The sequence below is a fragment of the Ruminococcus sp. CAG:57 genome, assembly GCF_000435935.1.
GTDB lineage: Bacteria > Bacillota > Clostridia > Oscillospirales > Ruminococcaceae > Hominimerdicola > Hominimerdicola aceti.
Map to the genome: position 1 here is coordinate 1 of NZ_FR890787.1, position 26,684 is coordinate 26,684.

Annotated in this window: 23 protein-coding genes and 1 tRNA gene; 8 read left to right on the forward strand and 16 right to left on the reverse strand. The window is 43.7% G+C overall.

Annotation, left to right across the window (positions count from 1 at the left end; translation table 11 throughout):
* Positions 1-9: 9 nt before the first annotated feature.
* Positions 10-86, reverse strand: a tRNA-Pro gene (locus tag QVO88_RS10680).
* Positions 87-312: 226 nt separating this feature from the next.
* On the opposite strand from QVO88_RS10680, the gene QVO88_RS10685 reads away from it, so the two are divergent.
* Genes QVO88_RS10685 through QVO88_RS10695 form a run of 3 tightly spaced genes read left to right on the forward strand, consistent with a single transcriptional unit; the run spans position 313 to position 4,318 of the window.
* Positions 313-3,597 (forward strand): hypothetical protein, encoded by a 3,285-nt coding sequence (locus QVO88_RS10685; protein WP_022288448.1) that lies wholly within the window; start codon positions 313-315, stop codon positions 3,595-3,597.
* A gap of 8 nt (positions 3,598-3,605) precedes the next feature.
* The gene (locus QVO88_RS10690; RefSeq protein WP_022288449.1) at positions 3,606-4,172 is read left to right on the forward strand and encodes a hypothetical protein; all 567 of its coding nucleotides are present in this window, start codon (positions 3,606-3,608) and stop codon (positions 4,170-4,172) included.
* On the forward strand, positions 4,088-4,318 hold the full coding sequence (locus QVO88_RS10695) for a fibronectin type III domain-containing protein (RefSeq protein ID WP_288178021.1): 231 nt from the start codon (positions 4,088-4,090) through the stop codon (positions 4,316-4,318). Before QVO88_RS10690 ends, QVO88_RS10695 begins: the two co-directional genes overlap by 85 nt.
* A 169-nt stretch (positions 4,319-4,487) precedes the next feature.
* Here the strand turns inward: QVO88_RS10695 and QVO88_RS10700 are convergent, their stop codons facing one another.
* The 6 genes from QVO88_RS10700 to QVO88_RS10725 all read right to left on the reverse strand — a co-directional run bounded on the left by QVO88_RS10700 (position 4,488) and on the right by QVO88_RS10725 (position 11,771).
* On the reverse strand, positions 4,488-5,903 hold the full coding sequence (locus QVO88_RS10700) for an SGNH/GDSL hydrolase family protein (RefSeq protein WP_022288450.1): 1,416 nt from the start codon (positions 5,901-5,903) through the stop codon (positions 4,488-4,490).
* Positions 5,904-6,045: 142 nt separating this feature from the next.
* A complete protein-coding gene (gene pulA / locus QVO88_RS10705) occupies positions 6,046-8,004 on the reverse strand; it encodes a type I pullulanase (RefSeq protein WP_022288451.1) in 1,959 nt (652 codons plus the stop codon).
* A gap of 43 nt (positions 8,005-8,047) precedes the next feature.
* Complete coding sequence (locus QVO88_RS10710) at positions 8,048-8,920, reverse strand: phosphatidylserine decarboxylase (RefSeq protein ID WP_022288452.1); 873 nt, start codon at positions 8,918-8,920, stop codon at positions 8,048-8,050.
* A 107-nt stretch (positions 8,921-9,027) separates the two neighbouring features.
* The gene (locus tag QVO88_RS10715; protein WP_022288453.1) at positions 9,028-9,657 is read right to left on the reverse strand and encodes a phosphatidylcholine/phosphatidylserine synthase; all 630 of its coding nucleotides are present in this window, start codon (positions 9,655-9,657) and stop codon (positions 9,028-9,030) included.
* A 14-nt stretch (positions 9,658-9,671) separates the two neighbouring features.
* Complete coding sequence (locus QVO88_RS10720) at positions 9,672-10,763, reverse strand: lysylphosphatidylglycerol synthase transmembrane domain-containing protein (RefSeq protein WP_022288454.1); 1,092 nt, start codon at positions 10,761-10,763, stop codon at positions 9,672-9,674.
* A gap of 60 nt (positions 10,764-10,823) precedes the next feature.
* The gene (locus QVO88_RS10725) at positions 10,824-11,771 is read right to left on the reverse strand and encodes a phospho-N-acetylmuramoyl-pentapeptide-transferase (protein ID WP_288178022.1); all 948 of its coding nucleotides are present in this window, start codon (positions 11,769-11,771) and stop codon (positions 10,824-10,826) included.
* A gap of 221 nt (positions 11,772-11,992) precedes the next feature.
* Between QVO88_RS10725 and QVO88_RS10730 the strand changes: the two genes are divergently transcribed.
* The 4 genes from QVO88_RS10730 (at position 11,993) to QVO88_RS10745 (ending at position 17,342) form a co-directional block, all read left to right on the forward strand.
* A complete protein-coding gene (locus QVO88_RS10730) occupies positions 11,993-12,967 on the forward strand; it encodes a biotin--[acetyl-CoA-carboxylase] ligase (protein WP_022288456.1) in 975 nt (324 codons plus the stop codon).
* Between the two features lie 316 nt (positions 12,968-13,283).
* Entirely contained in the window at positions 13,284-13,760 is a 477-nt protein-coding gene (locus tag QVO88_RS10735) for an NAD(P)H-dependent oxidoreductase subunit E (protein ID WP_022288457.1), read from the forward strand.
* 1 nt (position 13,761) lies between these two features.
* A complete protein-coding gene (nuoF, locus tag QVO88_RS10740; protein ID WP_022288458.1) occupies positions 13,762-15,654 on the forward strand; it encodes an NADH-quinone oxidoreductase subunit NuoF in 1,893 nt (630 codons plus the stop codon).
* Between the two features lie 8 nt (positions 15,655-15,662).
* Entirely contained in the window at positions 15,663-17,342 is a 1,680-nt protein-coding gene (locus tag QVO88_RS10745; RefSeq protein WP_022288459.1) for a [FeFe] hydrogenase, group A, read from the forward strand.
* 65 nt (positions 17,343-17,407) lie between these two features.
* Here the strand turns inward: QVO88_RS10745 and QVO88_RS10750 are convergent, their stop codons facing one another.
* The 9 genes from QVO88_RS10750 to leuC form a co-directional block, all read right to left on the reverse strand.
* The gene (locus QVO88_RS10750; protein WP_022288460.1) at positions 17,408-18,562 is read right to left on the reverse strand and encodes an AI-2E family transporter; all 1,155 of its coding nucleotides are present in this window, start codon (positions 18,560-18,562) and stop codon (positions 17,408-17,410) included.
* 57 nt (positions 18,563-18,619) lie between these two features.
* Positions 18,620-19,198, reverse strand: a complete 579-nt coding sequence (locus QVO88_RS10755; protein ID WP_022288461.1) for a hypothetical protein — start codon at positions 19,196-19,198, stop codon at positions 18,620-18,622.
* Positions 19,199-19,224: 26 nt separating this feature from the next.
* Complete coding sequence (gene ilvB, locus QVO88_RS10760; RefSeq protein WP_022288462.1) at positions 19,225-20,916, reverse strand: biosynthetic-type acetolactate synthase large subunit; 1,692 nt, start codon at positions 20,914-20,916, stop codon at positions 19,225-19,227.
* Between the two features lie 65 nt (positions 20,917-20,981).
* Positions 20,982-21,947, reverse strand: a complete 966-nt coding sequence (locus QVO88_RS10765; protein WP_022288463.1) for a PP2C family serine/threonine-protein phosphatase — start codon at positions 21,945-21,947, stop codon at positions 20,982-20,984.
* A gap of 34 nt (positions 21,948-21,981) precedes the next feature.
* Complete coding sequence (gene leuB / locus QVO88_RS10770; protein WP_022288464.1) at positions 21,982-23,064, reverse strand: 3-isopropylmalate dehydrogenase; 1,083 nt, start codon at positions 23,062-23,064, stop codon at positions 21,982-21,984.
* A gap of 1 nt (position 23,065) precedes the next feature.
* Positions 23,066-23,740, reverse strand: coding sequence for a hypothetical protein (locus QVO88_RS10775; protein WP_022288465.1), 675 nt, complete (start codon positions 23,738-23,740; stop codon positions 23,066-23,068).
* A gap of 73 nt (positions 23,741-23,813) precedes the next feature.
* Positions 23,814-24,293 (reverse strand): 3-isopropylmalate dehydratase small subunit, encoded by a 480-nt coding sequence (leuD, locus tag QVO88_RS10780; protein WP_022288466.1) that lies wholly within the window; start codon positions 24,291-24,293, stop codon positions 23,814-23,816.
* A 27-nt stretch (positions 24,294-24,320) separates the two neighbouring features.
* Positions 24,321-24,710, reverse strand: a complete 390-nt coding sequence (locus QVO88_RS10785) for a hypothetical protein (protein WP_022288467.1) — start codon at positions 24,708-24,710, stop codon at positions 24,321-24,323.
* A gap of 91 nt (positions 24,711-24,801) precedes the next feature.
* Entirely contained in the window at positions 24,802-26,064 is a 1,263-nt protein-coding gene (gene leuC, locus QVO88_RS10790) for a 3-isopropylmalate dehydratase large subunit (RefSeq protein WP_022288468.1), read from the reverse strand.
* A gap of 362 nt (positions 26,065-26,426) precedes the next feature.
* Here leuC and QVO88_RS10795 point away from each other — a divergent pair, with 362 nt between their 5' ends.
* Complete coding sequence (locus QVO88_RS10795; protein ID WP_022288469.1) at positions 26,427-26,600, forward strand: hypothetical protein; 174 nt, start codon at positions 26,427-26,429, stop codon at positions 26,598-26,600.
* Positions 26,601-26,684: the final 84 nt, after the last annotated feature.

The following is a 26,684-nucleotide window of genomic DNA, read 5'->3' on the forward strand; positions in this document are numbered from 1 at the left end:
GCGAGTGACTGGTCGAGGTGACGGGACTTGAACCCACGGCCTCTGCGTCCCGAACGCAGCGCTCTACCAAACTGAGCCACACCTCGAAATACCACTGTAATATTATATCACACCCATCAAACCTTGTCAAGGCGTTTTTTTTTGTTTTGTATCCTCTTTGCTCTTTTTTACTGCGTTGACCTTTGGTGTTTGACGAATTTATTGAAATCATTCTCATTGTAACTTATTTTCATTGACATATGCCTTGCGTTGTGATATTATATATATAAAGGTGTTCTCGTTTGAAAGTTTTTGTATGAGGTGATGAAATCGATGAATATGAAGAAAAGAATGTTGAGCATTGTCCTGTCTGGCGCAATGGCTGTTTCTACTGCTGTGTCTGCTGGATCGTTCGGTGCCTTTGCCGTGGCGCAATGTGTTGCATATTCAGGCTCTAATGTGAATGATCAGGACTATGTGCAATGGTCTGACACAGTGAAATCTTACCTGACAGTGTGCGACAACGGCAATTATATGCGTGTCCAGTCAGGCGCTATCGAGGGCAAGCTCCTTGTGGAATATTACAGCTCTGATTTTGAACCGCTCAGCACTAAGCTTATCGACAATGAACTGCCGATCTTTGGTGCTTTCTATGACTCCGGCAATAATTATTATGTACTTAGCGGTCAGGAAAATCCGAAACAAAACGACTCCCTCGAGGTTTTCCGTATCACGAAGTATGATAAGAATTGGAACAAAATAAAGTCCTGCGGTCTGTATGGAGCTAACACTACAGTTCCATTCGATGCAGGCTCGGCAAGAATGACCCATAGCGGTGACCACCTGCTTGTGAGGACCTGCCACGAAATGTATAAATCAAGCGACGGCAATAATCATCAGGCTAATGTTACCATTGAAGTGGATATGCCTTCGATGACTATCACTGATTCATATACCGGCGTCATGAACGTTGATTATGGCTATGTTAGCCACTCCTTCAATCAGTTTATAAAAACCGACGGCAACCATATAGTCGCCCTCGACCATGGTGACGCTCATCCACGTTCCGCCGTTCTGGTGAAGTATAATTCTGATTTTACTACAGGCAAATTTTTCCCAAGCTATTTTGAACAGGTCAGCAATATCGACGTTGTAACATACCCTGAATATACCGCCGGTCACTATAACTATACAGGTGCGGCTATAGGCGGCTTTGATGTGTCATCATCAAGCTATATCGTGGCACAGAGTACAGTTGACCTTGATTATATCAATACGTCAGAAACACGAAACGTCTACGTTTCCGCTGTTTCAAAGGATCTTTCCACAAACAAGCTCAATAAGATAACTTCTTATGCAGAGGGTACAGCTTCTGCTTCTGCTCCACAGCTTGTGAAGATAAATAATAACAGCTTTTTGCTATTGTGGTCCAGAGATACAAAGGTAAGCTGTGTGAAGCTAAACGCTGACGGCACAGTAAACGGCGGTATACACACCTTTGAGGGAAGCCTTTCAGATTGCCAGCCTGTTATCAAAAACGGCAGAGCAGTATGGTATGTTTACGATAAAAATAACGTGACCTTCAACTCCCTGAACCTTTCAAATCTTGACGATATAAAGACGGTTGACGTCAAAACAGGTCATGACTACGAAACAAAGTACGCATCAAAAACTGACGGCACTGTAACACAGACCTGCAAGTCTTGCGGTTATGTGAATAAGTTCACAGTTCCGACCTCTACCACTGTTTATTGGCGCACAGACCTTTCGAATACGTCCTTTTCAAGCGTATTGAGCAAAACTCAGTTCAGTGTGGGCGACAGCATTGATTTCTGGCTTTATGACGATACAGACTACACAGTTGAATTTTCTGATCGCAGCATGGTAAGTGTAAATAAGCTTGAAAACTATGCTAATGATATCAGACGTATCACATTCAAAAACGGCGGTTCACTCACTGTAAAAATTTATCCTACATACAATCCGTCTGTAGCAAAGACATACAAATTCACCTGCGGATGCACGAGCCACACATATGGCAGTGCTGTTATCACAAAACAGCCGACCTGCACATCAGAAGGTACAAAAACAAAAACTTGTACGCAGTGCGGAGCAACAGTAACAGAAACAATTGCAAAGCTTTCCCACAGCTACACAACCACAGTTGTTGCACCTACTTGCACTACTAACGGCTACACTCTCCACAAGTGTTCTGTTTGCGGTACTTCATACAAGGATAGCACAACAAAAGCACCAGGTCACAGCTACGGAAATTCTGTTGTAACAAAACAACCGACCTGCACATCAGAGGGTACTGCCATAAAGACTTGTACAAAGTGCAATGCGACATTTACAGAAACTATAGCAAAGACTTCACACAAATATGTCGACACAGTTGTTGCACCTACTTGCACTGCTAACGGCTACACTCTCCACAAGTGTTCTGTTTGCGGTACTTCATACAAGGATAGCACAACAAAAGCACCAGGTCACAGCTACGGAAATTCTGTTGTAACAAAACAACCGACCTGCACATCAGAGGGTACTGCTATAAAGACCTGCACAAAGTGCAATGCGACAGTTACAGAAACTATACCAAAGACTTCACACAAATATGCTGACACAGTTGTTGCACCTACTTGCACTACTAACGGCTACACACTCCACAAGTGTTCTGTTTGCGGTACTTCATACAAGGATAGCACAACTAAGGCAACAGGTCACAGCTACGGAAATTCTGTTGTAACAAAACAGCCGACTTGCACATCAGAGGGTACAAAAACAAAGACTTGCACAAAGTGCAATGCAACAGTTACAGAAAAGCTTCCTGCAAAGGGTCACACCGCAGTTACCGACAAGGGCTACCCTGCTACTTGCACCACCGCAGGCAAAACAGACGGCTCACATTGCTCAGTTTGCAATACTGTTATCAAAGTTCAGACAGTGATAAATGCCACAGGTCACAAGTCAAGCGGTTGGATAGTCGACAAGGCGGCTTCTATCGGAGTTAAAGGCTCAAAGCACAAGGAATGTACAGTCTGCAAGAAAGTTCTTGAAACGGCTGAAATTCCTGCACTTTCAAGAATTAGCATTTCAAAGGCAAGCGTGACACTTTCAACTTCGACCTACGCTTATGACGGCAAGGCAAAGAAGCCTGGTGTAACGGTCAAGCTAAACGGCAAAACTTTGAAGAATGGTACAGATTACACAGCTTCCTATTCAAACAACACCAAGGTTGGAACAGCAAAGGTCACTATTAAGGGCAAGGGCAATTACACTGGCTCAGTTTCTAAGACCTACAGTATCAAAAATAACTTCAAGAAAGCCACAGTTTCGGGCATTTCCACAAAGGCTTTCACTGGCAAGAACATCACTCAGAGCATTACTGTTAAATACAATGGCAAAACATTGAAAAAAGGCACTGACTACACAGTTTCATACTCTAACAACAAGAGCATAGGCACTGCCACTGTAAAAATCACAGGAAAAGGCTCTTACACAGGCACTATCACAAAGACGTTCAAGATAAATCCTGCCAAGCACACAAGGAATGTACTGCCTGCAAGAAAATTCTTGAAACGGCTGAGATCCCTGCACTTTCAAGAATTAGCATTTTAAAGGCAAGCGTGACACTTTCAACTTCGATCTACGCTTATGACGGCAAGGCAAAGAAGCCTGGTGTAACGGTCAAGCTAAACGGCAAAACTTTGAAGAATGGTACAGATTACACAGTTTCCTATTCAAACAACACCAAGGTCGGAACAGCTACTGTAAAAATCACGGGCAAGGGCAATTACACAGGCTCAGTTTCTAAGACCTACAGTATCAAAAATAACTTCAAGAAAGCCACAGTTTCGGGCATTTCCACAAAGGCTTTCACTGGCAAGAACATCACTCAGAGCATTACTGTTAAATACAATGGCAAAACGCTGAAAAATGGTACTGACTACACAGTTTCATACTCAAGCAACAAGAATATAGGTACTGCCACTGTAAAAGTCACAGGAAAAGGCTCCTACACAGGCACTATCACAAAGACGTTCAAGATAAATCCTGCCAAGCAGGAGATACAGAAGCTCACGGCAAAGTCAAAGGCTTTCTTTGTGGATTGGGCGCAGAAAGTTCTGCTACCGGATACGAGATTCAGTATGCTACCAACTCAAAGTTCACAAGTGCAAAGAAAGTTACCATAACAAACAACAAGACCGACACCAAGACTATTTCAAAGCTTTCAGGCAACAAGAAATATTACGTTCGTGTTCGTTCTTACACAAAGGTAAAGGGTACTAAGTATTATGGCGCTTGGTCGGCTTCAAAGAGTGTTACTACTAAGAAGTAATTTTTATCGTTTATGAAATATCCCCCATGCAGAGGTTTTCTGCATGAGGGAGTTTTTTTGCGTTAAAGCGTACATTTTGTCGGCAAAGCCACCCTGAAATGTTACGACCGACCATATAAAAAAACACCGCACAAAGTCTTACCTCTGTGCGGTGTAAATATCTACTTTATTACTTCCTCTTAGAAACCACCATAGCTGCACCTGCAAGTGCTGCCAGACCTATACTTATGCCCATTGCCGCATCTGTATTAGGGTTTGTGGTGCTGTTAGGATTTGTCGTTGTCTTTGATGATGAAGCCGCTGTGCTGCTGTCATTTGTTGCTTCAGAAGAAGCCTCGGAAGATGACTCCTCTGCTTTGCTCTCGCTGCTCTCCTCACTTGACGACTCCTCAACAACGTTATTGAACTCAACATCGTCGTCCTTTGTCATTTCGTCAACGCCGTCGTTAACCAACTCAACTCTCTCCCAGCCGTAAATGCCTTCAATAGCATATGTAAGCTCATAAGCTGCTGTCTTCTGTGAAACAGCTGATGGGTGATAGTCAACTGCATAACCATTGTTTTCGCTGTCCTGAACGCTGAACTGGAAAACTGATACCTTGCTGTCGCCTGTTTCAGTCTTATAAGTGTCAACTGCATCTGTAATAGAAGGATAAAGCTCCTGTCCCATAATACCGAGTGTACAAAGTATCTCAGAATTTGGATTCTTAGCTCTTATCTCCTTGAGGAAATTTACATAGCCCTTTTCAAACTCAGCACACTTATCAGGGTCACCCTTTGTGTATGAGTTATCGTTTGTACCAAGATTTACAACGATAAGCTCAGGCTGATACTGTGAGAAATCCCAATCATAATTAGCTGTCTGTTCACCGTCGAACCAGCTCCATGTAAAGCAGAACTTATCATAAAAATTTGGCACAAGCAGTGCGTCATTTATCTTGCCGTTGCCTGAATAACCAGAGATCACACCTGCTCCGCTTACTGATACAAAGCTGTAGTCAGCGCCAAAATTCTGTGCTGCCTTATAAGCATATGTCTTTGCGGCGTTCTCGTTGTAGATAGAAAATGACTTTCCAAGTGGATCGTCAACGCCGTATCCACAAGTGATAGAGTCACCAATAAACTCGATAGAATGCTTAGCTGCCTCTGTTGGCTGTGGCTTGCCGTCTACCTCAAAGCTGTCAATTGCGATAACGCTCTGTGCAGCTTCTGAAAGCTTTATGAGCTTAACTGTGCTTTCGCCCTCAGGAAGCTCTACCTCAACTGCGTTTGTCTTCTTATTTTTTATGTAGCCCTGCTTAACAAGCTTGCCGTTTACAAATACGCCAATTCTTGCCTCACCTACGCTGCCGTTTACATTGAAAACAGCCTTTGTGCCTGTGCATTTGAACTCGATACCGCTTGCAGAATAGCCAAGTATCGTTGTGTCGCCCTTTCTGTAAGTACGACCGATAAGCTTAACATTGTCGCTTGTTGCCTCATAAGAGGTGAGCTTGTCCGTTGCTTCCGTGTCTGCCATGACTGTCATTCCCATGCAGCCTGCTGCAATTGCCGCAGCACAGAAGCCTGCCAAAAACTTCTTCATACTATGATTTCCTCCATTGTTTAATTTTTTTGTATCTTTTGCCTTAATATTTCTCGATCCAATAATTTAATTATACTCTATCTGCAAGATATATACATTAATTTATTATTAATATTTATTCGTCATTTTATTAACAGGGTTGTTAGATATTCTTTATCCTCTTATAAACCACAGCCGACAGCGGTGGACAGACGAAACTGCCTGAAACGGGCTGTTTGTTCATCTTGCCACTTTCATCAAGCCTGAGATAAAAGCTTCCCTCAGGCAGACCGAAGCCCCTGTTCTCGTAGTAAGGATTAAGTGCGATAACATAGCACTCTCCGTCTTTTTCAAGCTTCCAGCTTACGCAGTTCCAATCGTCATTGTGCATAAAATGAAGATGTGCGTTCACGTCCTCTTTAGTATACATTCGGAAAAGCGGACTTCCCTTTCTCAGCCTTATAAGAGCCTTGTAATACTCAAAGACCTCTTTATATTCAAGCTTCCTGTTCCACTTTATGGAGTTGGTGTAGTCAGGCGCATTGTAGCTGTCATGGGAATAGATATTCACATCGTTTGGCTCTTCGCCCTCTTTGAGTATCCTCGGCTTTGACCTAAGAAAATCCTGACCAAGCTGTATGAACGGCATGCCCTGTGAAAGTATCACTATCGCCGCCGCAAGCTTATCCATTTTTATCCTTACGCCCTCACTGTCATTCTTTGCCGATATACAAAGCTTGTCCCACAAAGTATTGTTGTCATGAGCCTCACAGTAATTCACCGCCTGAGTAGGTTCAAAAGCCCAGCAAGCCTCTTTTGCGTCATTTATCTGATAGTGTGGCACAGAGCCGACTATACCACGCCTTAGGGTAGAAGCCGCATTTCTGTTTCCGCTGACAAAGCCCTTGTCATATGGATTGAAAGTACCGCCCTTAATGGAATCTCTGATGTTATCGTTGAAAAGTCCAACTCTTCCAAACTGATATGAATTCCATTTATATGCAAGCCTGTCAGCAGGGAGCGGTGACTCTCCTCCCGTCCAGCCCTCACCATACATTAGTATCTGAGGATCTATCTTGTTAAGCTCGTCCCTTATGATGTTCACAGTTTCAATATCGTGAAGCGCCATAAGGTCAAAGCGGAAGCCGTCTATCTTATATTCCGTTGCCCAAAATCTGAGAGAATCTATCATGAATTTTCTCATCATCATATGGTTTGAAGCCGTTTCGTTTCCACAGCCCGAGCCGTTTGAAAATGAGCCGTCATTTCTTATTCTGTGGTAATAATATGGGAAAGAACGCTCAAAGGCTGACTCCTCGGTATAGTAAGTGTGATTGTATACCACGTCCATTACAACGCCAATGCCGTTCTCGTGAAGTGCCATAACAAGCTGTTTGAACTCTCTTATCCTGCACTTAGGGTCATAAGGGTCTGTAGAATATGACCCCTCAAGGCAGTTGAAGTTCTTAGGATCATAGCCCCAGTTATATTGATTGAGCCAGGGCTTGCTCTCGTCCACAGTGGCATAATCTTCCACAGGGAGCAAATGAACATGGGTTATGCCAAGCTCTTTGAGATGCTCGATACAGGTGTTCACGCCCTGATATTTCGTACCCTTATCGGCAAAAGCCACATACTTTCCTCTATGCTCAGGAGCAACGCCTGATGAACTATCCGCAGAAAAATCCCTGACGTGGCACTCATACACCACTGCGTCGCAGGCATTTCTGCACTTAGGCTTCTTGACCTTGTCCCAGCCTTCAGGGTCGGTGGTCTTGAAATCCACCACCGCACCAACGTTTCCGTTGACTCCGCAGGCTTTTGCATAGATATCTATAGTTTCATGCCTTGTTTTGTGGTCAAACTCAAATGTATAGGTATAAAAAACGCCGTCGAGGTCACGGAGTATCTCCACATACCAAACACCGTGGTCAAGCCTTTCCATAGGCAGGCTTTCAAGACGGCTTTTGCCCTCGCCGTCAAGATACAGATTAAGATAAACTCCCGTTGCAAGCGGCGACCATGTTTTGAACACAGTTTTGCCCTCTTTCATGACCGCACCCAGATCGTTTCCTATATATTGATTATCTCTGTCGAACTGTTCATAATTCAATCTGTACATCAATCATGCCCCTTGCCTATATTTTTTTACGTCTTAGATATTTTTACTTCAGACTTTCGCCAAGCACCGAGCCTTGAAGAAGCTTAGTTTCAAAGCCCTCCCTCGTATTTTTAAGCAGGTCATCGCAAAGCTTTACCTTGTCCTTTTCAAGAAGCAGCAGGATAGTTGAGCCGCCGAACTCGAAATAGCCCTTTTCTTCGCCCTTTGTGACCTTTACGCCGCCCTCAGTGTGCAGATTAGTTATCCTGCCCACCATAAGAGCACCGACTTCCATTTGAATAATATCTCCGAACTGCTCCGTTCTTATCATGCAATATTCTCTGGAATTTTCCTTGAAAACAGGCAGATAATTGTTCACCACAGGGTTCACAGTGTGAAGAATACCATTTATCTTTCTGTTGTGGCTCTTTACACCGTCTGCACAATAGCAATAGCGGTGATAATCGTCCACTGAAAGTCTGATGATAACTGCATAGCCACCCTCATAACGCTTTGCAAGCTTGCTGTCCCTGAGAAGCGAGGCAGTATTATACACTGCGTTCTTTATAATAAAGGTATCAGACTGTGTTATCTTATAAGCAGTCACCTTGCCGTCTGAAGGTGACACCAGCAGATTCTTGTCCTTAGTGATAAAACGTCTGCCAGGCTTTATTTTTCTTGTGAAAAAATCATTGAATGAGCGATACATTCTTTCCTCATAGTCAAACATATCTATTCCGTTTTTTTCTGCAAAGCCGAAAATAAAAGGCACTGAGAACTTGCTGTCAAGTATCACTCTTGCACACTTTGAAAATATCGGACAGCCGAGAAATTTCATAAGCGCCCTGCCCATTGCCGAGCTGTAGGCAGCCGCAAGAAAGCTATCCTGAGATGTGGTCTGTTCGTATTCTCTGCCCTGTCTGTCACGATATTTCATCTGTTTCTCTCCTTTTATTTACATTATTGTAGGGGACGACACACCAGACGTCCTGTTTTTCACACACCTGTCCGGCAAAAACATTTCCCATTCAGGTAACTTTTATCTTAGATTATATGCTGCATTTTAAGATAGCCGAGAAGGATTATCGCACCTATAGTAAAGAGTATCAGCACGCCTTTCATGGAAAGCTTCTTGACATTTATTTTTAATACGAAGAGTATTGAAATAAGTATCATAAAGCTATGGAAAACAAATGGAAAAATATTTCTCGGTATATTGTGCTGACCCATGAACAGCAGAGGAAGTATCATAGCAACTGTTGTAACAGGCAGACCCTTATATTCTTTTCTGTTCTCTGTTGTGTTTCTCTGACGCTCTTCCTCCATAACGTTGAAGTAGCCAAGTCTGATAACAGCGCCCAGAACTATCATAATGCTTGCGATAAGACGAAGCGGATAAACTGAATTGTAGTGATAGCCTATTACAGCAGGGAAAACACCGAAGCAAACAAGGTCGCACAGTGAGTCGATCTGTATGCCGAACACCTTTTCATGCTCTGTTCTGTTTTTCATGCTTCTTGCTATCTTGCCGTCAAAAAGATCGCAGATACCTGAAAGAAGCAGGCAGAGAAAGGCTATGGACATATGATTTTCAAAGACCTGTGTAATGCCGAACACTGACGAAACAAGTCCTATGTATGTGAGTATTACCGAATAATTATAAAAACCGATCATTTTTTCTTTTCCTCTCATTCTTTTTCGACTTCTTTTTTAACTTCCTGCGATCCCTCAAGACCATTCTTCTTATCATTCCTCATAACGATAAAGTGAGCCACGAATGTTACCAATGCGCTCATTATCAGCAGTAAATAGAAGCTGAGTCCACGGCTCAGTAGCATTGCAGGCTTTACAAGCTCTGCGGTGAAAATGCTCATGAACATATATGTGAAGCAGCCCTCTGTTACGCCTGCCGCACCAGGCAATGGCAACATTTCAACTGCAACGCCTATCATAGTCTGAAGTGCGATAATATTCCAAAAACCTGTTCCGCTAAGGCCATAGGACTTATACACAATCCATGTGACAGCCAGCAGGAACAGTCTCTGCACCAGTGTGATAAGAAAAATATTTATCACAGTATGCACATTGCTCTTTATATATTCCGAACCGATCATGTAATTGTCGCAGATACGCTTTATTTTGTTTATGTATTTTTCGTTGTTCTTTTCTTTGAGTATCCTTATGCGTGTCAGAAGATTTATAAGCTTTATGCCCATTTTTCTCGCCCACAAAGGCTTATAGAAAATAAACACAAGCCCTGCGATATAGGCGATATTCAGTATAAAGCCGATAAGCAGAAGCCACCAAAGCCGTCCCACATGAAGCTTTATAAAGCCAAAGTTGAAAAGCAGGAACGCCACTGCAAGAAGCACCTGCACAGCCTTGAAAGCTATGGTGATGATAAGCATTATCAAGGTGGAAAAGCCTATCTTTATGCCGTCTTTCTTCATGTAATACATCTGCGCAGGCTGTCCGCCGGAAGCAGACGGCGTTATACAGCTAAAGAAAAAGCCTATAAACGAATATTTCAAACAACGCCTGAAAGGAGTTTTTACTTCAAAAAGCCTCAGCATATACTTTATTATGACCGACTCCCCTGCCACATAGCAGAACACGCACACAGCACCCACTGCAAGCCAGCTTTTCTTTGCAAGGTGAAGATCCGCCACTATGTCGGAAAATTCTTCTCCTCTGAAAAGCAGTCTGACTGTCAGCCAGCCTATGACCACAATAAAGAATATATTAAGAACATATTTCAGGTTCTTTTTTATTTTCATCATCTCCGAATTTTCAGCCTGTCCATTAAAAAGTCAGACCGCTTTTTGTCCCACACATATTTTTTACAGCACGAATGCCATAAAGCACAGATTTACTATTATCTGCAAAATTGTAAATCTTATTACTACCTGAGTATCAGACCAGCCCTTGTTCTTTCTTGCATGGTCGTGAAGAGGAGTTCTTATGCCCTCCATAAAATTCTTTATTTTCAGGAAACGTCTGAAAGAAAGCTTGAGAAGTCCAAGTCCGCCGTCAAGTATGATAACTATAGCCATAGGGATAAATGCGAACGGTGCGGCAGTTTTCAAAAACATCACCGCAAGGAAAACGCCCAGCGCTCTCGAGCCTGCGTCACCCATGAGCATCTGGCTAGGCGAACAGTTGAACCACAGATAAGCCGCAAGCGTCACGAACATTATCATAGGAAGGAGCATATCAGCCGCACCACTCTTTGTCACCATAAATGCAAGTGGCAGAAGAACTGTCATGACCAATGAACCGCATAGCCCGTCAACGCCGTCTGTACAGTTTGTAACGTTTATAGCCGTCCAAACGAGAACGCCTGCAAGGATGATGAACAGCGGTGCAGGGATAGTGAAAGTGGAATCCGTGATATAAAGCTTCACCTGCGAGCCGTTATAAAAATAGTATGTAAACGCAATGCCAAGAGATATAACAAGGTCGATAAGGCCCTTTTTCAGGTTACCCCAAGGAGTTTCAGCAGCATCGTCAAAATATCCACTGAGCATGGCGGCATACACAAGCACGAGATAGATTATGTTCTCGATATCGAGAGGATAGAAAAGTGCTGTGCAAAGGGTAAAGGAAGTCACGAAGATAATTCCTGCGCCACGGGGCTTGCCCTCAGAAAGAGCACCGTTCACAGCGAACGCTCTGCCCTGATCTTTAGGCAAAATGCGTTTGAAGAATTTCAGGCTGAAAAAAGCAATAAGAAAACTGCACAGCATTGGCACAAGCAACACCAATGTAGTATTATTCGTCTTAGCCAAAAGGTTATAAAACATTGTCATCGTCCTTTTCTGTTTCAATTCATACATATACTATTATATTATACAACATAGCTGTGCAAAATGCAAATATTATTATCCGTCATTTTGCACAATTTTTTCTTAATGGTTTCTTAATGTGGAGTAGGCTAGGGATTTTTAGGGTGAGGGTTGAACACTTTGACCTTTTGTGCTATAATTATCTCATTAAGGAGGCATTCTTTATGGCAATAAAAGACAAAGTGCTGGAACTTCTCGACGATAACAAGGGCAAATATCTTTCAGGCGAACAGCTTGCTGACACGCTGGGCTGTACCCGTGGGGCTGTTTGGAAAGCTGTGAAAGCTTTGCAGGAAAACGGCTACCCTATCTCTGCGGTGACGAACAAGGGCTATTCCCTTGATGAAAACACCGATATACTTTCCCTTGCAGGCATAAAAAAATATCTTGACCCTGACCGTCAGGGGCTTGAAATAGAGGTATACAAGGAAGTAAGCTCCACTAATCTGGTACTCAAAGACTATGCAAATCAGGGTGTGCCCGAGGGCAGGATAGTCATTGCAGGTATGCAGACGCAGGGGCGTGGAAGGCTTGGACGTTCTTTCTTTTCTCCCTCTGATTCGGGACTTTACATGAGCATTCTTCTCCGCCCTGACATGGCTGCGGCTGACGCTGTTAAGATAACCACTGCTGCTGCAGTTTCAGTTGCCCTTGCTGTGGAAAAGGTCAGCGATCAGAAGCCTGACATAAAATGGGTTAACGACATTTACATAAACGGCAGGAAGATATGCGGAATACTCACGGAGGCTTCTTTCAGCATGGAAAGCGGCGGACTTGACTACGCTGTGCTTGGTATCGGTGTAAACACCTACGAGCCGGAAGGTGGTTTTCCTGAGGCAATAAGAGATATCGCAGGACCGATATTCCACGAAAGAAAAAGCGATATGCGAAACAGGATAGCCGCAGAGATAATAAACAATTTCATGCGTCTTTATGACAGCTTTGAAGAAAACAGCTTTTACCCAGAATACAGAAAACGCTTGCTGTGGGTAGGCGAGAAGATAAACGTTATAAGAGGAAGTGAAAAAACTCCTGCCACAATGCTTGGGGCTGATGAGGACTGTCGCCTGCACGTCAGATACGAGGACGGCAGAGAAGAATATATTTCCTCAGGAGAGATAAGTATTCGCAAGGCTTAACATAGTGTACGAAATGTCAGGTATATCTAACGAAACAAACGTCTATGATTTTTTATAATTAATTCAGTTTATCAAATAGTATCAGCAGGTCGAGCCATTGAGAAATGGCTCGATTTTTTATGCATTATAACTATATAAACGTTTTCGTTTATGTGTATTTCTACAAGTTAGTCAATGCTTATTCTAATTATATATAGCCCATGTAAATAAAAACATTATTCATTTTGTGTCATATAGTATATAATTATAGTTGACAGTATGTCTTGATTATTGACTTTGTAATCAAATTTAACTTTAATTATATGGAGGAAATTTTATGACAAAAGAATTTGATTATTCACCGATCGACAAAATTCTTGAAAATCATGAAAAAACAGCGGTCATAGCCATATTGCAGGATATTCAGGAGATATATCACTATCTTCCAAAGGAAATATTCCCATATCTTGCAAAAAAGCTTGGCACAGGCGAAGCAAGAATATATAGCGTTGCGACCTTTTATGAGAATTTTTCTCTCGAGCCAAAGGGCAAATACGTTATCAAATGTTGTGACGGCACTGCCTGTCATGTAAGAAAATCTATACCTATTCTCGAATATCTCAGAGGAGAGCTTGGTCTTAGCGAGAAGAAAACCACCACTGACGATCTGATGTTCACAGTAGAAACTGTTTCATGTCTTGGTGCTTGTGGACTTGCCCCTGTTCTCACTGTGAATGATGTTGTTCACCCTGAGATGAATCCTGACAAGGCTGCGGCTCTGCTTAAGGAACTGAGAGAAAAGGAGGCTGAATAATATGCTGCTGAAAACGAAATACGATCTTGACAACGCCCGTGAACAGTATGGTAAGCTTGTTGACAAGCAGGCTAGAAAAGTGCTTGTTTGCGCAGGTACAGGCTGTGTTGCAGGCGGTTCGCTGAACATATACCAGAAGCTTATCGAAACTATCTCCGCAAAGGGATTGGAGTGCGTGGTAGCACTTGCTGACGAGCCACATGATGATGATATCCACGATGGCGCTATCGGCGTAAAAAGAAGCGGCTGTCACGGCTTCTGCGAAATGGGTCCACTTGTTAGAATAGAGCCGGAGGGCTGGCTTTACACTAAGGTGAAACTTGACGATGTTGACGAGATAGTTGACAAGACTATCTGCAATGGCGAGTGCGTTGAAAGACTGTGCTACAAGAAAAACGGTGAAATATATCGCCAGCAGTCAGAAATACCATTCTATAAGATGCAGCAGCGTATCGTACTTGAACACTGCGGTCACATTGACGCTACTTCCATAAAGGAATATCTTGCTATAGGCGGCTACAGAGCCTTTGAAAAGGCACTTCTCGATATGTCACCTGAGGATATCCTCAACGAAATGACAGAATCTAATCTTCGTGGACGTGGAGGCGGAGGATTCCCTCTTGGCAGAAAGTGGACAAGCGTTGCAAAGCAGAAAAGCCCTACAAAATACATAGTCTGCAATGGTGACGAGGGCGACCCTGGCGCATTTATGGATCGTTCTATCATGGAGGGCGACCCACACAGACTTCTTGAAGGCATGATGATAGCCGGTATCGCAACAGGCGCAAAAGAGGGATATATCTACGTTCGTGCGGAATATCCGCTGGCAGTATCACGTCTTAAAGGTGCTATCGCACAGGCTGAGCAGTTTGGTCTGCTTGGTGACAATATACTCGGCACAGATTACTCATTCAGAATACATATAAACCGTGGTGCAGGCGCATTTGTTTGCGGTGAAGGCTCTGCCCTGACGGCTTCTATCGAGGGCAAGCGTGGTATGCCTAGAGTTAAGCCGCCAAGAACTGTTGAACATGGTCTTTTCAACGAGCCTACAGTTCTCAACAACGTTGAAACGCTGGCTAACGTGCCTGTTATCATCAACAACGGTGCAAAATGGTTCAGGAGCATAGGCCCTGAGAACTCCCCTGGAACAAAGGCTTTCGCTCTTACGGGCAACATCTCGAACACCGGTCTTATTGAAGTGCCAATGGGAACTTCTCTCAGAAAAGTAATATTCGATATCGGCGGCGGCATGAGAGGCGACGGAAAGTTCAAGGCTGTTCAGATAGGCGGTCCGTCAGGCGGCTGTCTTGTTACACCTAACCTCGATATCCAGCTTGACTTTGACTCGCTGAAAAAAGTCGGTGCTATGATCGGCTCAGGCGGACTTGTTGTTATGGACGATAAGTCATGCATGGTAGAAGTTGCAAGATTTTTCATGAATTTCACCCAGAACGAGTCCTGCGGAAAGTGCGTTCCGTGCCGTGAGGGTACGAAGAGAATGCTTGAGATACTTGAGCGTATCGTAAATGGTAACGGTCAGGAGGGGGATATCGAACTGCTTCTTGAGCTTGCCGACACTATCTCCTCAACTGCTCTCTGTGGTCTTGGAAAGACGGCTGCATTCCCTGTTGTATCTACAATAAAGAACTTCCGTGAGGAATATGAAGCTCACATAAGAGATAAGAAGTGTCCATCAGGCAACTGCAAGAAGCTTGTGACATATCAGATCGACCCTGAGATATGCAAGGGCTGTTCAAAGTGTTCAAGAGTCTGTCCTGTGGGTGCGATCAGCGGCGAGATCAAAAAGCCGTTCAAGATCGACACCTCTAAGTGCATAAAGTGCGGAGCTTGTATTTCCAACTGCCATTTCAAAGCTGTCAAGGAGGTTTAATTTTAGCTATGAATAAAGAGTTTATGATAATCGACAATATCCCCGTTGCTATAAACGGTGAAAAAAATCTGCTTGAGCTTATCAGAAAGGCAGGCATCGAGCTTCCTACATTCTGTTACTATTCTGAGCTTTCAGTATACGGTGCTTGCAGAATGTGCATGGTGGAAAACAAGTGGGGCGGCATGGAAGCCGCTTGCTCAACTCCTCCGAGAAATGGTATGGAGATATACACAAACACACCAAGGCTGAGAAAATACCGCAAGATGATATTGGAACTTCTTCTTTCAAATCACTGCGGTGAATGTACGACCTGCGATAAAAACGGCAAGTGCAAATTGCAGGAGCTTGCCGCAAGATTTGATATCCACAGAGTACGTTTTGACAATCCAAAGTCCAAGCCTTGTATCGATGATTCTTCTGTATCTATCACCAGGGACGCCAACAAGTGTATCCTCTGCGGTGACTGCGTAAGAGTGTGCAACGAAGTACAGAACGTTGGTGCAATAGATTTTGCATTCAGAGGTTCAAAAATGAAGGTAGCCTGCTCATTTGACAAGCCTATAGGCGATTCAAACTGCGTTGGCTGCGGTCAGTGTGTGGCAGTCTGTCCAACAGGCGCTATAATCATAAAGAACGACAGCCACAGGCTTTGGAAAGAGCTTAATCAGGAGGACACTATTGCAGTGGCTCAGGTAGCTCCAGCTGTAAGAGTTGCAGTGGCAAAAGAGTTCGGCTACAACGGCGAGAACGTTATGGGCAAGATAGTTGCAGCACTTAGAAGAATAGGCTTCAACTACATTTTTGACACTTCAACAGCTGCAGACCTCACTGTTATGGAGGAGTCAAAGGAGTTTGCAGACAGGCTTGCAAACGGCGGAAAGCTCCCGCTGTTCACATCATGCTGTCCTGCATGGATAAAGTATGCTGAGAATGAGTATCCCGAGATACTGCCTAACATTTCCACTTGCCGCTCACCAATGCAGATGTTCGCTTCCGTAATAAACGAGAAGTTCAAGGGCGAGGGCAAGAAGATACTTTCTGTTGCTGTTATGCCTTGCACTGCCAAAAAGGGAGAAGCCGCAAGAGATGAGTTCAAGGACGAGAACGGCAAACCGCTGGTTGATTTTGTCATCACCACTCAGGAGCTTATCATGATGATAAAAGAAGCCGGTATCGTGTTCAACGAGATAGAGCCGGAAGCTGTTGATATGCCGTTCGGCACTATGACAGGCGCAGGTGTAATCTTCGGTGTAACAGGCGGTGTAACAGAAGCAGTTATCAGACGTGTTTCCACAGACAAGTCACTTGCTTCCCTGAGAAATCTTGCATTCGAGGGCGTAAGAGGCTTCGAGGGCATAAAAGAGCTTGAAGTACCTCTTGGCGACAAGGCTATCAAGGTCTGCGTTGTAAACGGACTTCGCAATGTCGAGGTCATAATGAACAGAATGAAAGCCGGCGAGCATTTCGACCTTATCGAAGTTATGGCTTGTCCAAACGGCTGTATAGGCGGCGCTGGTCAGCCAAAGGCTACTATCGACGAGAAGAAAGAGCGCAGTGTTAATCTTTACAATGCTGACAAGCTTTGCACGCTGAAACGTTCAGAAGAAAATCCGCTTATGGATAAGCTTTACGAGGGTATCCTCAAGGGCAGAGAGCATGAACTGCTTCATGTAAGCTATGTAAAATAACAAAATAGCATAAATAGCGAAAGGCTGCACGAAACTGTGCAGCCTTTTTTGTACGGACTATTTTGTTATGATATATCCTCCACCTTGACAGCTCTCTTTTCATTTCTGTAGTTGACTACCTCTCCAAGAGTGCAGTATATAACAGAGAACACAGGAACAGCAATGAACATTCCGAATATGCCAAAGAGGTTTCCGCCTATGGTGATAGCGAAAAGTGTCCATAGTGACGGCAGACCAACCGAGTTTCCTACCACCTTTGGATAGATAAGATTGCCCTCAATAGCCTGAATAATGAACATGAACAACAAAAACAGCACAGCCTGCTTGAAATCCGTCACGCATATAAGCAGGAAGCCCACCACATAACCAAGAAAAGCTCCCACAATAGGGATAAGTGCAGTGCAGGCAACGAGTATGGCAATAAGCACCGCATTCGGGAAGCGGAAGATAGCCATACCAATACCGCAAAGTGAGCCGAGGATAATTGCTTCCGTGGTCTGACCCACAAGAAAGTTCGCAAAAGTGTCGATAGAGCGACGGCATATACGGCTTATGCGGTCGGTGATACGATTGCTGAGAAAAGCACAGCTTATGCGCTTGCACAGGTCTTTGAGCCGCTCTTTTGCGGCAAGCATATAGACCGCAAAGCAGATTCCCAAGAAGAAGTTCACAAGACCTGAGAAAAGATCTGTCACAAAGCTTACTGTTGAACTGAGTGTGTTCAAGATCACAACGCCGTCTTTCAGCCAGCTTGTAACCTTATCGATAATATCAGCAGTGCTTATATTCATTCTGTCAAGCCACCCTGCTATCTCGGGGGAATTGTTGAGTTTGTTGGAAATATTTGAAATAAGCACAGGGATATCGTCTGAAAGCTGAGAGAAAGTCTTTATGAGTGCAGGGATAATAAGCCAGCACACAAGTGCCACAACGCCTAGACAAAGCAGAAAGGTCAGCACTATCGAGCATGGTCTTTTCAGCGTTTCCACAGTTTTGGCATATTTCTCTTTTTTAGGCTTCTTAAAAAGCCTCTTTTCAATGCCTGACATTGGCACATTCAGGATAAATGCGATTATACAGCCAAATATAACAGGCTTCAAGACCCCGATCATTACGCCCAGAAGTCTAAAAAACTTGTCATAGTTGGTCAATCCCCAAAAAAGCACTACGCCAAGAACCACAAGGGCTGCATTTTCTTTGAATTTTTTTGTAAATTTCATTAGTTTCTCCTTACAAAAACGAGCTGTACAGCCTTTGCCGTACAGCTCTCAAATCGCTTAGAAATTTGTGTTAAGGCTGAGATACTGTCCGCTCTGATAGAGATAGATCAGATATACCACAGACGCATAGATAGTTACAACAAGCACCACCAATGTTGTAAATGCGGCGAGAATGTTCAGTATCGGGATAAACGCCACAACAAGGCACACTGCCATGACAATAAGGCAGGTCTTGTTTACATTCCACACATGGTCGCCCTTATTTGCAAGCCCGTAGTTCTTCACGTCCCTGAGCAGGTCGCCTGTTGATTTGCAGATATAGTAAAGCACCGCTATGTTCATTACATTGCCAGCAAAACTCAGAACACTTGATATCGCATTATTGTCAATAAATGTGTCAACTATTGAAAAGATAAGATCAGCCACTGTGAAAACAAGAGCTGTCTGATAACCATTATGGTCTTTTGAAGCTTCAAGTATTCCCCATACGTTGAAAATAGTTGCGGCTACGGTACAAGTCATCAAAAGAAGTGCGCCTATCCCAGGTATAAAAGCAAGCGGAACTCCTATCACACCTATGATCTTTGCCAGAAACACCTTTTTGATACCGCTTGCGGCATTTGGATATTTTACCATTTTATTACCCCCTATATTTCGATTTCTTAATCAAGTTCGATATTCATTATCGGCTGTGAAACGTCTGCGCCGGCAGGTACCATTGGAAGAACGTTTATATCCTTGTTGATGATAACGTCCACAAGGCAAGGCTTACCGCATTTGAGTGCCTTTTCAAGCATCGGCTTTATCTCGGATTTCTTTGTTATCCTTATGCCCTCAACGCCAAATGCGTCGGCAAGCTTCATAAGGTCTGTTCCTCTTTCAATGTTAGTCTGAGAAAATCTCTTGCCGTAGAAAAGTCTTTGCCACTGTCTTACCATTCCGAGAACGTCATTCTCGAAAACAAGCTCAACAAGCGGTATCTTATGCTTTGCAAGTGAAGAAAGCTCGTTGCAGTTCATGAAGAAGCTTCCGTCGCCTGCGATGTTTACTACTGTTCTGTCAGGGTTGCCCACCTTTGCGCCCATTCCTGCGCCAAAGCCGTAGCCCATTGTACCAAGTCCGCCGCTTGAAGCAAAGCTTCTTGGACACTTGAAGTTATAATACTGTGCAGCCCACATCTGGTGCTGACCGACTTCTGTGGCGATGATAGCCTTGCCGTCTGTAAGTCTGTCAAGCTCTTCGATAACGTCCTGCGGAAGCACCTCGTCCTCGCTCTCGATAGGCACCATTCTCAGTGCATACTGCTTTTTCCAATCCATAACAGTATTCATCCAAGCCTCGTGCTTCATATCAGGAAGCAGCTCGCAAAGCTTTGCAAGGATATACTTAACGTCTCCAGTAACATGGCTGTAAACATCAATATTCTTGCCTATCTCGGCAGGGTCTATATCAATATGTATGATCTTCTTATCCTTTGCAAATGTCTTAGCGTTGCAAAGAACTCTGTCGGAAAATCTCGAGCCAAGAACAATCATAAGGTCACATTCGCTGAGCGTCATAGCGGCTGTCTTTGTGCCATGCATACCAAGCATACCGATATAGCAGTCCTTAGTATTGTCAAGTGCGCACTGACCCATAAGTGACAATGAAACAGGTGCGTCCACTTTTCTTACGAACTCAGCCATTTCTTCTGTTGCGTCAGCAGAAACAACTCCGCCGCCTGCGTAGATAAAAGGCTTCTCAGCATTCTTTATAAGCTCTGCCGCAGCAGCTATCTCCTCGTTTATGCCCTCAGGATTGTGATTTACTACCTTCTTAGGCTCTTTCTTCTCATAGACCATAAGTGCGCCTGTGATATCCTTTGGTATATCTATAAGAACAGGACCCTTTCTGCCCTCGTTTGCAATATAGAAAGCTTCTCTGATAATGTCAGCAAGCTCCGCAGGGTCTTTCACAATGTAGTTATGCTTTGTGATAGGCATTGTTATCCCGCAGATATCTACCTCCTGAAAAGAGTCAAGACCAAGCAGATCTCTTGTTACGTTTCCTGTGATAGCCACCATAGGGATAGAATCCATATAAGCTGTGGCGATACCTGTTACAAGGTTCGTAGCACCTGGACCTGAAGTTGCGATAACAACGCCCGTTCTGCCTGTTGTTCTTGAATATCCGTCAGCCGCATGGCAGGCAGCCTGCTCATGGGCGGTGATAACATGGTGTATCTTATCTGAATATTTATACAGCGAGTCATATATGTTTAGAACTGCTCCGCCCGGATAGCCGAACACTGTATCGACGCCCTGCTCCAGCAAACATTCAATTATAACGTCTGAGCCACGTAACTCTTTCAACATTTTTTATTTCCTCCAAATTACAAAATACATCTAAGATCATAAAAATATATCAATATATGATTATACTATATCTGCTTTAAAAAGTCAATACTTTCATTCATTTGGCTCATAAGCTCGTCCACCGTATCAGAGAAAAGCTTTGCCTGCTCGTCAGGCTTCTTTTCCTCTACAGCTTCCGCCTTTTCAGGCTTCTTACTTTCAAGCATATCCTGCACGCTCACTGTCTTTTCCACAGCCTTTTTTGCTGTGAGCGTTTTAAGCTCATGATCGTCAAGATAAGGCTTTATGCCCACAACGGAAACATTGTCAGTTCCGCCGTTTGTGAGGGCAAGCTCCATTATAGCGCCTAGCTTTTCAGAAACAGAAAGGTCAAGACCAAGCCCCACCACCATTTCTTCCTCAGAAACGTAATCCGACACGCCGTCTGACACTATGATTATCATATCGTCAGGTTCCTTGCCAAAATCAGCCACCAATGGTGTTTGTGCCACATCAGGTTCATTGAGAGTGCTGCCGATAGAAGATATTATGGCATTCTGATACTGTGGCTCAAGCTCTGACACATCTTCTATCCTGCCATGCTCATACATATATCGTGCATAGGATTGGTCAACAGATATCTGTCTGATAGTCCCGTTCACATAGCGGTACATTCTGCTGTCGCCAACGTTTATGCACATTGCTCTGCTTTCCTCGTCCACCGCAAGGCAACACAGGGTGGTCTGCATATTTGCAGCGTTTTCAGCCCTTACGCCCTGCTTTTTTATTTTGTTGTGAACATCGATAAGCGTTCTTTTCATATCCACCCCTGAATTATATTCAAGAATGGAAAGATGCCTTAAACAAAGCTCCGAGGCGACCTCTCCTGCATTTTCTCCACCAACACCGTCGCAAACGGCTGCAATAAAAGGAGCAGCGACAGTTGATTCATAGCTGCCGCTGTTGATGACCTCGTGGTCTATTAAAATGCAGTCCTCATTCTGTTCACGGTAATTTCCCTTGTCTGTTATTCCGAAAATATAATAATACATTTATTATCACCGTCTGAAAACTGGTATCGTGCTGTTATATCATATCTGCAACAAGACTGCCCATTTCCTTACAGCCAACGAGCTTCATGCCCTCTGACATGATATCCCCTGTTCTGTATCCTGCTTCAAGGACTTTCTTGACAGCATTGTCGATTGCGTCTGCTTCCTTATCCATATCGAAAGAAAATCTCAGGAGCATTGAAGCTGAAAGTATAGTTGCGATAGGGTTAGCCTTATCCTGTCCTGCGATATCAGGTGCAGAGCCGTGGCTAGGCTCATACATACCTAACTTTGTGTCGTTCAGTGAAGCGGAAGCCAGCATACCAAGTGAGCCTGATATCATAGCAGCTTCGTCTGAAAGGATATCACCGAACATATTCTCTGTAAGGATAACGTCAAACTGCTTAGGATCTCTTACAAGCTGCATTGCGCAGTTGTCAACGAGCATATGCTCAAGCTCGACCTCTGGATAATCCTTAGCTACCTCGTTTACTACCTTTCTCCAAAGTCTTGAAGAATCAAGAACGTTAGCCTTATCAACGCTTGTAACTTTCTTTCTTCTCTTCATGGCGATGTCAAAGCCACGGATAGCAATTCTTCTTATCTCGTTCTCGTTATATGTAAGAGTATCAACAGCAGTTTCAGCGCCGTCAACGTTCTCTGTCTTTCTCGCACCAAAATACAGACCGCCTGTAAGCTCTCTCATTATCATCATGTCAAAGCCGTCGCCGATTATATCGTCCTTAAGGGGGCAAGCTTCTCTAAGCTCAGGATAAAGATTTGCAGGACGCAGGTTAGCGAACAGACCAAGCTCTTTTCTTATTTTCAGGAGTCCGGCTTCAGGTCTGAGATTCGGAGCAAGCTTATACCATGGTGAAGTGGAAGTATTTCCGCCGATAGAGCCAAGCAGAACAGCGTCTGAGTTCTTTGCAATCTCGACAGCCTCGTCTGTAAGCGGAACGCCATATTTATCTATAGAACAGCCGCCCATAAGGATATCAGTATAAACAAACTTATGACCGAACTTTTCAGCAACCTTGTCGATGACCTTCTGTGCTTCTGTTACTATTTCAGGGCCTATCCCGTCGCCCTTTATAACTGTTATTTTCTTTTCCATGTTATTTTTCCTCCTCAGAATTTAAAGTCGAAACGCTTATCTCGCAGGAATAGCTCTGCTTTTCGGCTGTCATGAACAAAATGCCTGTATAGACCGAACACTCGCCGTCAATAAGCTTCTTTTTGCAATAATCGTCAGCAGCCATGCCTTTGAGCTGATACTGCATATAACTGTCCGCCGTATCAGTGCCGTCAAAGTTCACCTGACTATAGTCTATTTCCTCACCATCCATATAATATGACCAGTAGTAAGACAAACCGTCAGAGCCTTTGACCTTTATGCTGTTGGGTGAAACAGTGCTGTCTATGCTTGCTTCGTCTATATTCGCCCAAAGTCCGTTGAAAGTGGAAAATCCAGCACCATTTATCTCAGGCTTATTGCAGGCAAAGGTCTTTGTTGTAACGCCTTTTTTATCGGTCTTTTCGTCCTTTTCCACAAGCACTATACTGCTGTTTGAAGCAGTTTCCCTTGCAAAACTGCCGCCAAGCTTTCTGTTTATCTCTGCAGAGCTTAGGGTCAGGTCTATCTTGCTGCCGTCCACCATTACCATAAAAGGCAGAAAATCCTTGCTGCTGTATTCAAATTTATTACTGCTCTCCTCTTTTTTCGAGCAGCCTGCGCTGCACACCAGCATTACCCCTGCTGCAAGTGCCGCAAATAGCTTTTTAGCTATCATAGCTTCACCCCTTCATAGAAACAGTTCAAGGGCGACCTCTTTTGAGAGATCCCCCTTAAAGCTTCAAAATATCTTATTTAAGTGAGTTAAGAAGACCATTGCTGTTGATGATATTGATAAGAAACTCAGGGAATGACTGACCCTGATAAGTCTCATTCTTGGTCTTGTTTGTGATAACGCCACTGTCGAAATCTATCTCCACCTCGTCACCGTTATCTATCTTCTCAGCAGCTTCCTCGCACTCGATGATAGGAAGTCCGATATTTATAGCGTTTCTGTAGAATATTCTTGCGAATGTCTTTGCTATAACACAGGATATTCCGCTCGCCTTGATAGCAGCAGGCGCATGCTCTCTTGATGAACCGCAGCCGAAATTGCTCTTTGCTACCATTATATCGCCCTTCTGAACGTTCTTTGCAAAGTCAACGTCAATATCCTCCATGCAGTGCTGTGCAAGCTCCTGCATATCAGGTGTGTTGAGGTATCTTGCAGGGATAATAACGTCTGTGTCTACGTTATCCCCGTATTTATGTACTTTTCCGCAAGCTTTCATTATGAAAACCCCTTTCGTCAAACTTTATCAGCCCTGCTTGAACTCTGACGAATGGAATATATTTTCTCCTATCGCCTGTTTTCTAAGCTCTTCATATATCTTTTCAAGATACGGGCCGTCTATAGTATCCTTGTTTCTTGTAATAAAATAGCAGATCTTTACCTTGTGGAACATTCCCTCTTTAACGAGAGCATACACAGGTGTACCCCCGATATTGGAGGTATAAAAGGTATTGAAGCCCTTCTTGTCAATAAGAGCCTGCGTCATTTCCACGGTAAATGTATTTTTGTCATGGAGTTCCTGAATGATCTCGTCAGCCTTCTCCTCACGCTGATAGTCATTTAGTGAAGTTCCGTACTTCTTTGTAACAATACTAAGAAGTATATCGGAGAATATTTCCCTAAGATAATTTTTCATCTGTTCTCGCTCCCAAGTCGTATATGCGGTCATACCGCATATCAATTATTCCCCCAACGCAAGATCTGTCAGCTGATTTTCTCCCCGAATATCACATAACTTCCGACGGCTGTGAGATCTTGCCTGTCACAGCTGAAGCGGCGGCAACGTAAGGTGAAGCCAGATAAACCTCTGATTCTGGGTGACCCATACGTCCCACGAAATTTCTGTTTGTTGTTGCAACGGCTCTTTCGCCCTTTGCAAGAATACCCATATGTCCGCCAAGACATGGACCGCAGGTAGGTGTAGAAACCGCACAGCCTGCATTTATGAATATCTCCAGCAGACCCTCTTTCATGGCCTGCATATATACCTTCTGTGTGGCAGGGATAACGATACATCTAACGTTCTTTGCCACCTTTTTGCCGTCAAGTATCTCAGCGGCACATCTCAGATCCTCTATCCTTCCGTTCGTACATGAACCGATGACCACCTGATCTATCTTGACCTCCGGGATATCGTCAAATGTTCTTGCGTTCTCAGGCAGATGCGGGAAAGCGACCGTAGGCTTTATCTCGCTGAGGTCGATAGTGTATTCAGCCTCATACTCAGCGTCATCGTCAGCCTTGTATATCTTATACTCTCTGTCTACCTTATCCTTGATGTAATCAAGTGTAACATCGTCAACTGCAAATATGCCGTTCTTTGCACCTGCTTCGATAGCCATGTTAGCCATGCAAAGCCTGTCCTCCATGGAAAGGTTTTTCAGACCCTCGCCTGAAAATTCCATAGACTTGTAAAGTGCGCCGTCAACGCCTATCATGCCGATTATATGAAGTATAACGTCCTTAGCGGCACTATACTTTGGAAGCTTGCCTACGATATTGAACTTGATAGCGGCAGGGACTTTGAACCAAGTCTTTCCCTTTGCCATGCCTGCGCACATATCTGTTGAGCCGATACCTGTTGAGAATGCACCAAGTGCACCATATGTACAAGTATGTGAGTCAGCACCGATAACGCAGTCGCCTGGAGCGACAAGTCCTTTTTCAGGAAGCAGAGCGTGTTCAATGCCCATATCGCCAACGTCGAAATAATTCTTTATGTCATACTTTGAAGCAAAATCACGGCAGGTCTTGCACTGTGTAGCGGATTTGATATCCTTGTTAGGTGCAAAGTGATCCATGACCATTGTGACCTTATTCTTATCGAAAACATCTGTGAAGCCCGCTTTATTGAACTCGTTGATAGCCACAGGCGACGTAACGTCGTTGCCGAGAACCAGGTCAAGGTTCGCCATTATAAGCTGACCTGCCTTGACTTCGTCAAGACCTGCGTGGGCTGCCAGAATTTTCTGAGTCATTGTCATACCCATTTAATATTACTCCTTACTATCAGATCTCAGAGTTTACCAAGATCCTTTATTTTTTATACCCATTTATTATACCACTATTTTGATGTTAATGCAAATACATATTTATTATATATCTATGAATAATATTTATACTAAACGTTTGAGATAGGAACATATCTCTTTTACTTTTACATATAAATTGCAAAAATTTTAATCACATTTTGTACAATAGCACTACACACCAACTGAAATATCCTTCACAACATCACAAAATACGAACATTCACGGGAAAATACCGTCAACCCTCTTGACTTCATTTGCATGGCATAGCTGTTCTCTTTCTGCGAAAAATAATATTACAAAGAAAAAAGGAGGAAACAGCAATGAAGATGAAGTCAATGATAACAGGCGTTTCAATGGCGATAGCCGCAGGAACAGTGGCTTATGCAGTCACAGAGGCGACATCAAGCGAAAAGAAAATGCTCAAAAGCCGCACAGGACGTGCTATCAGAGCTATCGGTGACGTAATGGACGGCATTTCAATGATGATGAAATAGCCCTCACGCAGGAGCGTACCATGGTGGTAACGCTCCTGTTTTTTTGCATTTTTAACTCTGACTTATCTTTTTCAGCAGCGTAAG